At 52.4% G+C, this 9,875-nt stretch carries 13 protein-coding genes; 4 read left to right on the forward strand and 9 right to left on the reverse strand.

Going from position 1 to position 9,875, the window contains the following annotated elements; translation table 11 throughout:
- Window positions 1-17 precede the first annotated feature (17 nt).
- The gene (rof, locus tag VGM55_RS19845; RefSeq protein ID WP_154187247.1) at window positions 18-278 is read right to left on the reverse strand and encodes a Rho-binding antiterminator; all 261 of its coding nucleotides are present in this window, start codon (window positions 276-278) and stop codon (window positions 18-20) included.
- Window positions 265-465 carry a YaeP family protein gene (locus tag VGM55_RS19850; RefSeq protein WP_008456963.1) on the reverse strand — a complete coding sequence of 67 codons (201 nt, stop codon included), beginning with the start codon at window positions 463-465 and terminating at the stop codon, window positions 265-267. The genes rof and VGM55_RS19850 overlap by 14 nt, the downstream gene beginning before the upstream one ends.
- Before the next feature lie 322 nt (window positions 466-787).
- Between VGM55_RS19850 and VGM55_RS19855 the strand changes: the two genes are divergently transcribed.
- From VGM55_RS19855 to nlpE, 3 genes are read left to right on the forward strand one after another with little or no spacing between them, the layout of a single operon-like run.
- Window positions 788-1,330: a YaeQ family protein gene (locus VGM55_RS19855; protein ID WP_154187248.1), complete on the forward strand. Its 543-nt coding sequence runs from the start codon at window positions 788-790 to the stop codon at window positions 1,328-1,330.
- Window positions 1,327-1,749 (forward strand): alternative ribosome rescue aminoacyl-tRNA hydrolase ArfB, encoded by a 423-nt coding sequence (gene arfB / locus VGM55_RS19860; protein WP_331636421.1) that lies wholly within the window; start codon window positions 1,327-1,329, stop codon window positions 1,747-1,749. The genes VGM55_RS19855 and arfB overlap by 4 nt, the downstream gene beginning before the upstream one ends.
- 36 nt (window positions 1,750-1,785) lie before the next feature.
- Window positions 1,786-2,475, forward strand: a complete 690-nt coding sequence (gene nlpE / locus VGM55_RS19865) for an envelope stress response activation lipoprotein NlpE (protein WP_154187250.1) — start codon at window positions 1,786-1,788, stop codon at window positions 2,473-2,475.
- A gap of 30 nt (window positions 2,476-2,505) precedes the next feature.
- Here the strand turns inward: nlpE and VGM55_RS19870 are convergent, their stop codons facing one another.
- The 7 genes from VGM55_RS19870 to metN form a co-directional block, all read right to left on the reverse strand.
- Window positions 2,506-3,306: a YaeF family permuted papain-like enzyme gene (locus tag VGM55_RS19870; RefSeq protein WP_331636422.1), complete on the reverse strand. Its 801-nt coding sequence runs from the start codon at window positions 3,304-3,306 to the stop codon at window positions 2,506-2,508.
- Between the two features lie 77 nt (window positions 3,307-3,383).
- The gene (proS, locus tag VGM55_RS19875; protein WP_154187252.1) at window positions 3,384-5,102 is read right to left on the reverse strand and encodes a proline--tRNA ligase; all 1,719 of its coding nucleotides are present in this window, start codon (window positions 5,100-5,102) and stop codon (window positions 3,384-3,386) included.
- 111 nt (window positions 5,103-5,213) lie between these two features.
- On the reverse strand, window positions 5,214-5,921 hold the full coding sequence (gene tsaA / locus VGM55_RS19880) for a tRNA (N6-threonylcarbamoyladenosine(37)-N6)-methyltransferase TrmO (protein ID WP_331636423.1): 708 nt from the start codon (window positions 5,919-5,921) through the stop codon (window positions 5,214-5,216).
- The gene (rcsF, locus tag VGM55_RS19885) at window positions 5,918-6,322 is read right to left on the reverse strand and encodes an Rcs stress response system protein RcsF (protein WP_045781421.1); all 405 of its coding nucleotides are present in this window, start codon (window positions 6,320-6,322) and stop codon (window positions 5,918-5,920) included. Before rcsF ends, tsaA begins: the two co-directional genes overlap by 4 nt.
- 113 nt (window positions 6,323-6,435) lie before the next feature.
- Complete coding sequence (metQ, locus tag VGM55_RS19890) at window positions 6,436-7,251, reverse strand: methionine ABC transporter substrate-binding lipoprotein MetQ (RefSeq protein WP_038475398.1); 816 nt, start codon at window positions 7,249-7,251, stop codon at window positions 6,436-6,438.
- A 30-nt stretch (window positions 7,252-7,281) separates the two neighbouring features.
- Window positions 7,282-7,935, reverse strand: a complete 654-nt coding sequence (locus VGM55_RS19895) for a methionine ABC transporter permease MetI (RefSeq protein ID WP_008456980.1) — start codon at window positions 7,933-7,935, stop codon at window positions 7,282-7,284.
- Window positions 7,928-8,959, reverse strand: coding sequence for a methionine ABC transporter ATP-binding protein MetN (gene metN / locus VGM55_RS19900; RefSeq protein ID WP_154187255.1), 1,032 nt, complete (start codon window positions 8,957-8,959; stop codon window positions 7,928-7,930). Before metN ends, VGM55_RS19895 begins: the two co-directional genes overlap by 8 nt.
- Window positions 8,960-9,147: 188 nt before the next feature.
- Between metN and gmhB the strand changes: the two genes are divergently transcribed.
- On the forward strand, window positions 9,148-9,714 hold the full coding sequence (gene gmhB / locus VGM55_RS19905) for a D-glycero-beta-D-manno-heptose 1,7-bisphosphate 7-phosphatase (protein ID WP_331636424.1): 567 nt from the start codon (window positions 9,148-9,150) through the stop codon (window positions 9,712-9,714).
- Window positions 9,715-9,875: the final 161 nt, after the last annotated feature.

Raw genomic sequence — 9,875 nt, forward strand, 5'->3', positions numbered from 1 at the left:
ATATGCGGTGACAACCGTTATTCAACGCTGACTACAATGGTGCCAATTTCAGGGTGACTGAAGCTGTTAATCTTATCAAGGCGTAATTCACGCGAGGCGCCGGCGTCATCGACAATCAGGTATTCAACGTTTTTACGAGAAACCAGATCGCTCGCTTTGGCCTTGAAAATCTCCCCGTCTTTTAATTCCAGCGTAAGTAACAAGTGATGCTGGCAGGCGAGCTCGAGATTGTCATAATCATCACAGTTGATGGGTTGATACGCATCATTCATTGACATAATCGCTCACCAGTAAGTTCGCGGCAGCATAAGCCGCCTGTTCCCTGACCGACTCCGAGACGGCCTCGCTGGAGGCAACTTCGTTCAGAGCCTTCAATACGCATCCTAAGGCATCAGGAATGTAGCCTAAATCACCGCTGGCAATTTCCGCGTAGCGTTGTCGTACCAATTCACAATACTTTTCCACATACCCTCCTCTCAGAGTCCCGACTTCAGACCTATTCGTGGGGTCAAGTCTAAGCCTACGAAGATAAACTCTGTTTAGCAAGGTGACTATACCACAGCAATGTAACCGATATCAGCCACGCAAATATACCCGTCATACTTCGAGCCGCAGGTGCGTTAACTGCACTCGCTCACCCCAGTCACTTACTTTGTGTAAGCTCCTGGGGATTCACGAGCTTGTCGCCTGCCTGCAACTCGAATTATTTAGGGTATACCCGCCATACTTCGAGCCGCAGGTGTGTTATTTCGCTACAATAGCGCGCAATTGTGTATGGAGAAGTGTGATGGCGTTAAAAGCGACAATTTATAAGGCGACGGTGAATGTAGCCGATCTCGATCGTAATCGGTTTATGGACAGCAGCCTGACACTGGCACGCCACCCTTCGGAAACGCAGGAACGCATGATGCTTCGCCTGCTGGCGTGGATTAAATATGCGGATGAACGTCTGGAATTTACGCGTGGGCTCAGCGCGGAAGAAGAGCCGGAGATCTGGCGAAAAAATGACCATCTTGGCATTGATTTGTGGGTAGAGCTTGGGTTGCCGGAAGAGCGCCGCGTGAAAAAAGCCTGCAGCCAGGCAGCTGAGGTGGCATTGTTTACCTATAATAGTCGGGCGGCGGAAATTTGGTGGCAGCAAAACCAGAATCGCCTGAGCCAGTTTAAAAACCTGTCTATCTGGTATCTGGATGATGCTCAGCTGGCGAAGCTAAGCGAGTTTGGCACACGCACCATGAACCTGCAGGCGACCATTCAGGATGGCGCGATTTGGCTGTCGGACAGCGAGAATAATCTGGAAATCCACTTTACGGCCTGGCAGCAGCGATGATTTCGGTGTCGCGGACGGTATCCATCCCGGACAATGAAGTGACGATTAGCGCTATCCGCGCCCAGGGGGCCGGGGGGCAGCATGTGAATAAAACCTCAACGGCTATTCACTTACGCTTTGATATCCCTGCCTCCAGCCTGCCGGAGTCGTATAAGATACGTCTGCTGGCGGTAAGCCATCACTTAATCACGCCTGAAGGTGTGGTGGTGATTAAGGCCCAGGAATACCGAAGCCAGGAGATGAACCGCGAAGCCGCGGTTGCTCGCCTGGTTTCACTGATACAAGAACTCACCGTAGTGCAGAAGAGCCGCTACGCGACAAAGCCGACGCGGGCTTCTAAAGAGCGGCGTCTGGCCTCAAAGGCGCAGAAGTCGACAACCAAGGCACTACGCGGCAAAGTTCGCCGTCATCCGGACTAGCGGCGAATATTGGGACAACGGCATAAGGAATAAAGCATGAAGAAGAGTCTTCTGGCAGCGTTGGCAGCGCTTAGCCTGTTCACGCTATTTGGCTGTAATAATCGTACGGAAACGCAGACCCTGATCCCGGCTCAGGCGGCGGAACTGAAACCAATGCAGCAAAGCTATCGCGGCGTAGTGCCTTGCGCAGACTGTGAAGGGATTGAAACCTCTCTGTTCCTGGAAAAGGACGGCACCTGGGTGATGAACCAGACTTACCAGGGTAAGGGAGCCTCGTTTGCCAGCTACGGTAAATGGGCACGTACGGCCGATAAGCTGGTCTTAACCGACAGCGAAGGTGAAAAGCAGTACTTCCATCCAAAGGGCGACAGCCTGGTGATGCTGGATCGCGAAGGCAACCCGATCGAATCGCAGTTCAACTACACGCTGAAAGCGGTGGATGCGAAGTTGCCTTCAACGCCAATGCCGATGAAAGGTAAGTACAAATACATGGCTGACGCCGCTGTATTCGAAGATTGCGCCACCGGTAAAACTTTTGCCATAGCGGATAACGCCGAGCTGGAAAAAGGCTATGCGGCGGCGCGCGGTAAGAACAATGCGCCAATTTTGCTGGTAGTAGAAGGGCACTTTACGCTTCAGGCTTCACCAGACAGCGGTGAGCTGCAAAAAGCGCTGGTGGCCGACAAGGGCGCGAAGTTTAAGCCCGGCAAAGACTGTAACGACTAAAACGAAAAGCCCTGCAATTGCAGGGCTTTTTTACAGCGTTGCCAGCCTGCGAGCCTTCAGGTAAATGCCGGGTTTAATGTGCCCGACGTAGCTGAGCGGCATCGTTGGTGCCAACGTTGCAACATCTCCCTCACGCATATGAAGCAAATCTGCCGGGCTTACCCAGCCAGGAGAGGCTTGCGTCAACGGTGTGCCTGCGTGCTCATAGGCGGCAAGAACAAACTCGGAGCAAAAGTAGTTCGCTTTATTGCCATCCGGGGTACTGAGTTGAGAAGCAGCGAGACCTTTTATACATTGCTGGCGAAACTCTTTCGAAAACGGATTTAGCGAGCAAAGCTGTTTTGTCACCATGAAGGGAGCCATTTCAATAATCCCTTTATAGTTATAACCCTTACCAGATTTGCTGTGGGCAAATTCTCTGATGCTGGCAGCCTGTGCCGTCGTGAGTTCAGGAAAACGCAAAGCCAGAAGCTTATCACTATGCTGCATGACTTCTTCAAGCGTGACTATCTGCACGCCAGATCCAACGGCTTCAGCCACTTCGCCCTGGCCAATATAAATTGCAACATGGCTTACCGCTGAAGTACTGAAGAGGCGAATACCGACAGAGGTCAGGCTGATCGTTGAAGACAGCAATAGATCCCCTGGTTGCAAATCCTGCTGATAAATTTCTTTCAATGTTTCATTGGGTGCTGAACTGATGCGCTGAAGTTTGAGTACTGAGGGAGGTGTGTTTGTGATTTTGTTTGTTGTTTTAGAAGGAAGGGCAATATCCATACTACAGCCCGAAACGAGTAAAGAGAGTGTCGCAATCCAGGCGCACCATTTCATAACATAATCCTTTATGTCGGCTTTTAATAAGCAAAACGCCCTGTTTTACAGGGCGTTGATTTACGGCATAGAGAGTATCAACTCTTGATACTTTTGACTAAAAAATCAACGATTTCGTTGACCTTGATCATCTGCTTCTCGCCGGCGCGGCGATGTTTGTATTCGATCTCTTCGTTATCGAGATTGCGGTCGCCGATGACGATGGTGTGAGGAATACCCATCAGCTCCATATCGGCAAACATCACGCCTGGACGCTCTTTACGATCGTCCAACAGCACATCGATACCCTGCGCACGCAGCGTGGTATACAGTTCTTCGGCCAGCTGCTGCACGCGGAAGGACTTGTGCATGTTCATTGGCAGAATCGCAACGTGGAACGGGGCGATAGCATCCGGCCACAGAATACCGCGGTCATCAAAATTCTGTTCAATAGCGGCGGCTACCACGCGGGTAACACCGATACCGTAGCAGCCCATTGTCAGCGTCTGGTTACGGCCATCTTCGCCCTGAACGGCTGCTTTCAGCGCTTCAGAATACTTGGTGCCGAGCTGGAAGATGTGGCCGACTTCGATACCGCGCTTGATCATCAATGTGCCTTTGCCGTCCGGGCTTGGATCGCCGGCAACCACGTTACGGATGTCCGCAACTTCCGGCAGCGCAACGTCGCGTTCCCAGTTAATACCGACAAAGTGTTTGCCGTCGATGTTTGCGCCAGCGGCGAAATCGCTCATAGCGGCAACGCTGCGGTCAATAACAACCGGAACCGGCAGGTTGATCGGACCCAGGGAGCCAGGGCCAGCTTTCACGATATCGCGAATTTCCTGTTCGGTTGCGAACGTCAGCGGGCTTGCTACCTGTGGCAGCTTCTCGGCTTTCACTTCGTTCAGCTCGTGATCGCCACGAACCAGCAAAGCAACCAGCGGATAAGCGCTGCCTTCGGTCGCTTTTACCAGCAGAGTTTTAACCGTTTTCTCAACCGGCAGGTTGAATTGCTCTACCAGCTCGGCGATGGTTTTGGCGTTCGGGGTATCAATCTGGCTCATTTCAGCGGTTGGCGCTGCGCGGCCTGCTGCCGGCGCTAAAGCTTCAGCGAACTCAATGTTTGCTGCATACTCTGAGCTGTCAGAGAAGATCACATCATCTTCACCGCTTTGTGCCAGCACCTGGAACTCATGGGAGGCGCTGCCGCCGATAGAGCCGGTGTCCGCCTGCACCGCACGGAAGTCCAGACCCATGCGGGAGAAGATCTTGCTGTAAGCCTCATACATTTTGTCGTAGGTTTCCTGCAGGGATTCCTGAGACGTATGGAACGAGTAGGCGTCTTTCATCAGGAATTCGCGGGAACGCATCACGCCAAAGCGTGGGCGCACTTCGTCACGGAATTTGGTCTGGATCTGGAACAAATTCAGCGGCAGCTGTTTGTAGGAGCTCAGCTCGTTGCGAATCAGGTCGGTGATCACTTCTTCGTGAGTTGGACCCAGGACGAAAGGACGCTCGCCGCGGTCAACAAAGCGCAGCAACTCTGGACCATATTGCTCCCAACGCCCACTCTCCTGCCACAGGTCTGCTGGCTGAACCACCGGCATGCACATTTCGATAGCACCGGCGTTGTTCATCTCTTCACGCACGATGTTTTCGACCTTCTTCAGGACGCGCAAACCGGTCGGCAGCCAGGTGTATAAACCGGAGGCCAGCTTACGGATCATCCCGGCGCGCAGCATCAGCTGGTGGCTGACCACTTCGGCGTCGGCAGGTGTCTCCTTCAGGGTGGAGAGCAGATATTGGCTAGTACGCATGTTGTTACGGTTCCATTTGAACGGCGGATAACAGGCCATAGACGGCCTGCTTCAAAAAAAGTGGTTTAGTTTACCAGTGTGGCAGAGATGTCAAAAGAGAGGGGGGCTAAATTAACGCGCTTCGAGCGCAAACACCTCAAAGCCTTGCTCTGTGATGCGCCAGCGGACGTTAAAGTCCAGCAACAGAACCGCATAAGTCTTCCCGACATCCTCACCTTTACGATAAGCAGGACGAGGGTCCTGAGCAAGTACCTGGCCGATAAAACGCGCAATATGCGGATAGCGACCTTCTAGTCCGGCCAGCTGGTGCTGAATCTCGGGAGTAAAGGTCACGTTCATTTCCGCCTGAGGGGCCTGCTGCGCATAGCCGGCACGCGCGTCCGGCAAGGCTTCCGCAAAGGGTAGATACGGTTTGATATCCACAATGGGCGTGCCGTCTACCAAATCCAGACTGCCAAGCTGCAAAATCACTTCATCTTTCTGGCAGCGAATGCCTTTCAGCTCAACCAGCGACATGCCAATAGGGCTGGGACGGAAAGTTGAGCGCGTTGCAAACACGCCCATTCGCGCATTACCGCCAAGCCGCGGAGGGCGTACCGTCGGGCGCCACCCACCTTCCATTGTCTGATGGAAAACAAACAGCAGCCACAGGTGGCTAAAAGCTTCCAGCCCGCGAACCGCATCGGCCTGGTTGTAGGGGGCGAGCAGATGCAGTTCACCGCCGCCATCTTTTACCAGACCTGGCTGACGCGGGACGGCGAACTTTTCTTTATAAGGAGAACGGACTACGCCTATTTGCGCAAACTGAAAAGGGGTCATTGCGCCGAAACTTGCAGCGCGGAGCCTACGCAAACGGCCTGACGGTAGCACCCCGGCGTACCCGTGGTGATGTCACAGCTGTGCTGCAGAACCGCATTGGCTTTCATTTTGGAAGCGTTGATCTGCATGCGTTTACGTGCGGTCGGGATATTCGGAGGCGAATCCTGATTGCTGGCCTGGCAAGACTCTCCGCTGACTTCGCCTAAATCGCGGAACGGTTTACCCACTAAGTCTTCTGCGTTGGTGTAGATTCTGACAGGGGCAGGGCGAGGGGCTTTAGGTTTCTCGGTTTCTGTCTTCGGCGCAGCTGCCGTGCTTTGAACGGGTTCTACTGGAGATCTGCTTAGCATTGAACAGCCGCTCAGCATGAATGCTAATAAACAGATCGGTAAAGCACGCATAATTTTTCCTCAATGAATGTAAAACGGGGAACATTGAAGCAAGCTCGAACCAAAATAACAAGGCGGGCTTGCGCCCGCCTTAAATTATTTACGTAAAACTGAAGAATGGAAACTTACCAGCCTTTAACCGCACCGCCGTTAAAGACTTTGTTGGCCGCTTCGTTCACTTCGTCAGACTGATATGCCTGAACGAATTTCTTCACGTTCTCTGCATCTTTGTTGTCTTCACGAGAAACGATCAGGTTCACGTAAGGAGAGTTTTTGTCTTCAACGAAGATGCCGTCTTTCGCTGGCGTCAGGCCAATCTGGCTGGCATAAGTGGTGTTGATGACTGCCAGGGCAATCTGCGCGTCATCCAGAGAACGTGGCAGCTGCGGTGCTTCCAGCTCAACCAGCTTCAGATTTTTTGGGTTCTCGGTCACATCCAGAACGGTTGGCAGCAGGCCAACACCGTCTTTCAGTTTAATCAGACCTTCTTTCTGCAGCAGCAGCAGAGAGCGGCCGAGATTCGTCGGATCGTTTGGCAGCGCGACCTGAGAACCCGGCTGCAGTTCATCCAGAGATTTGATTTTTTTGGAATAACCGGCAATTGGGTAAACAAAAGTATTGCCTACGGAAACCAGCTTATAGCCGCGATCTTTGATCTGCTGATCCAGGTAAGGTTTGTGCTGGAAGGCGTTAACGTCGATGTCGCCTTTGCTCAGCGCTTCGTTTGGCAGCACATAGTCGGTAAAGGTCACCAGCTCAACATCGAGGCCATATTTCTCTTTGGCGACTTTCTGAGCCACTTCGGCAACCTGCTGTTCTGCACCGGCGATCACGCCGACTTTAATGTGGTTTGGATCTTTTTCTTCCTGACCGCAACCCACCAGGGCCAGAGAGCCAATCAGAGCGCCGACCGCAGCGAACGTTTTAAAGTTAAAAGCCATGTCCTTTTCCTTGTATGAATGCAGTTGTGTTTATTTATGTGTAACAGCCCGGACGATGCGATCGCCAGAGAATTGAATTAAGTAAACCAGTACAACCAGCAGAACCAGTACGGTGTTCATTACGGTAGCGTTGTAGCCGATGTAACCGTACTGATAACCGATCTGACCCAGACCGCCTGCGCCCACGGCACCGCCCATAGCAGAATAGCCTACCAGGGTAATAAGGGTAATGGTGGCGGCATTCACCAGGCCTGGAAGCGCTTCCGGCAGTAATACCTTACGGATGATTTGCAGCGGCGTAGCACCCATCGCGCGTGAGGCTTCAATAAGGCCGGTTGGGATTTCCAGCAGGGCGTTTTCAACCATACGGGCAATAAACGGCGCGGCGCCCACGGTCAGCGGAACGATCGCGGCCTGCAGGCCGATAGAGGTTCCTACGATGACGCGGGTAAAGGGGATCATCCAGACGAGCAGGATAATGAACGGAATGGAACGGAAGATGTTAACTATCGCTGAGAGGCTGCGATAAAGCTTCGCGTTGGCGCTGATTTGCCCCGGACGAGTGATATAGAGCAGTACACCAACAGGCAAACCGAGCACGAACCCGAAGAAACCAGAAACAAAGGTCATGGCTAGCGTTTCATACACGCCGCGGGCCAGTAACCAAATCATTGCTTCAGACATAACCCAGCACCTCTACTTTGACGTGTTGCTCCTGCAGCCAGGCAATAGCCGCTTGCGTATCTTTTGGCTCGCCGTGCATTTCGCACAGCATGATGCCGAATTTCACGCCGCCGGCATAATCCATCTGCGCGCTAATAATGTTGCTGTTCACGTTGAAGGTACGTGCGGTTTCTGAGAGCAGTGGGGCATCGACCGACTGGCCGGTAAACTCAAGGCGTAATAAAGGTACTGCTTTATCCTTATTCTCTGCGCTCAGGCGCTGCGCATAGTCTTCGGGAATGTCCAGGTGCAGCGTGGACTGAATAAACTGCTGCGCCAGCGGCGTTTTAGGATGAGAGAAGACTTCACTCACCGTATCTTGTTCTATCAGCTCACCATTACTGATAACCGCAACGCAGTCACAAATACGCTTAACGACGTCCATCTCATGAGTAATAAGAAGAATCGTCAGCCCCAGGCGGCGGTTAATGTCTTTCAGTAATTCGAGAATGGAGCGAGTGGTTGCCGGATCGAGCGCGCTGGTGGCTTCATCACACAGCAGAACTTTCGGGTTGCTTGCCAGAGCACGGGCAATCGCCACACGCTGTTTCTGACCACCGGAAAGGTTTGCTGGCCACGCATCATGTTTCTCGCCCAGGCCGACTAAATCAAGCAGCTCGGTCACGCGACGTTGAATTTCTTCCTTTGGCTTATTATCCAGCTCCAGCGGCAAAGCCACGTTGCCAAATACGGTGCGCGAAGAGAGCAGGTTAAAGTGCTGGAAGATCATGCCAATCTGGCGACGAGCTTTGGTTAACTGGCTTTCAGAAAGCGTGGTCAGGTCCTGGCCATCAACCAGCACCGAGCCTTCCGTTGGGCGCTCGAGCAGGTTTACGCAGCGGATCAGGGTACTTTTACCGGCCCCGGATGCGCCAATCACGCCATAAATTTGCCCGGCAGGCACATGCAGGCTGACATTGTTTAATGCCTGTATGCTGCGGTTGCCCTGCTTGAACACCTTGGTGATATTTGAAAGTTTAATCATTGAGTTATTTATTATCGTTTATGTATACGCCGTGGAATTATCTGCTACCGGTAACCAAAGTTACCGTAATCGATCTGGATGTTAAGGCATCCAGACGTCTAAATCAATCAGGGAGTGAAGGACAGCTCTCTCCTTATTACTAAATCATGCGATACTAGACGCAATTAACCCGTTTCAGGAGTTCTCAAGTGGCACAGTCCGTACCCGCTATTTTTCTCGACCGCGATGGCACCATTAATGTCGATCATGGCTATGTATATGAAGTTGACCGATTCGAGTTTATTGATGGTGTTATAGAAGCAATGCGTGAGTTAAAAGAGATGGGCTTCGCTCTGGTACTGGTAACCAACCAGTCCGGCATTGCTCGCGGGATGTTCACTGAGGCAGATTTTGAAAACCTGACCGAGTGGATGGACTGGTCGCTGGCTGACCGTGGTGTCGATCTCGACGGTATCTATTATTGTCCGCACCACCCGGAAGGAAGCGTGGAAGAGTTCCGCCAGAACTGTGACTGCCGTAAGCCGCAGCCGGGGATGCTGATTTCTGCACGGGACTTCCTGCACATCGATATGGCTTCTTCTTATATGGTTGGCGACAAAATCGAAGACATGCAGGCAGCGGCTGCGGCAATGGTAGGAACAAAAGTTCTGGTTCGCAGCGGCAAATCAGTGACCGAAGAGGGGGAGGCGACTGCAGATTTGGTGATTAATAGCCTTGCAGACCTGCCAAAAGCCATTAAACAGCGCCAAAAATAAGCGTTACGATTAAAAAGTACGCGGTCAGAAAGTTTTTTCAAATTAGGGGTTGTCAGGCTCTGAGAACTCCCTATAATGCGCCTCCACTGACACGGCGAAGCGGCTTCGAAAGCGGCTTAACAACCCGGTAGTCAGTCAGACGAAAGCGAAAATAAACGCTT

Source organism: Cedecea sp., from assembly GCF_036500665.1.
Taxonomy (GTDB): domain Bacteria; phylum Pseudomonadota; class Gammaproteobacteria; order Enterobacterales; family Enterobacteriaceae; genus Cedecea.

Bases quoted from the DNA above. Each gene is read 5' to 3' on its own strand.
- arfB (WP_331636421.1), top strand. From the start codon at position 1,327: ATGATTTCGGTGTCGCGGACGGTATCCATCCCGGACAATGAAGTGACG.
- VGM55_RS19895 (WP_008456980.1), bottom strand. From the start codon at position 7,935: ATGTCTGAAGCAATGATTTGGTTACTGGCCCGCGGCGTGTATGAAACG.
- tsaA (WP_331636423.1), bottom strand. From the start codon at position 5,921: ATGACCCCTTTTCAGTTTGCGCAAATAGGCGTAGTCCGTTCTCCTTAT.
- VGM55_RS19855 (WP_154187248.1), top strand. From the start codon at position 788: ATGGCGTTAAAAGCGACAATTTATAAGGCGACGGTGAATGTAGCCGAT.
- VGM55_RS19870 (WP_331636422.1), bottom strand. From the start codon at position 3,306: ATGAAATGGTGCGCCTGGATTGCGACACTCTCTTTACTCGTTTCGGGC.
- rof (WP_154187247.1), bottom strand. From the start codon at position 278: ATGTCAATGAATGATGCGTATCAACCCATCAACTGTGATGATTATGAC.
- metN (WP_154187255.1), bottom strand. From the start codon at position 8,959: ATGATTAAACTTTCAAATATCACCAAGGTGTTCAAGCAGGGCAACCGC.
- proS (WP_154187252.1), bottom strand. From the start codon at position 5,102: ATGCGTACTAGCCAATATCTGCTCTCCACCCTGAAGGAGACACCTGCC.
- nlpE (WP_154187250.1), top strand. From the start codon at position 1,786: ATGAAGAAGAGTCTTCTGGCAGCGTTGGCAGCGCTTAGCCTGTTCACG.
- metQ (WP_038475398.1), bottom strand. From the start codon at position 7,251: ATGGCTTTTAACTTTAAAACGTTCGCTGCGGTCGGCGCTCTGATTGGC.
- rcsF (WP_045781421.1), bottom strand. From the start codon at position 6,322: ATGCGTGCTTTACCGATCTGTTTATTAGCATTCATGCTGAGCGGCTGT.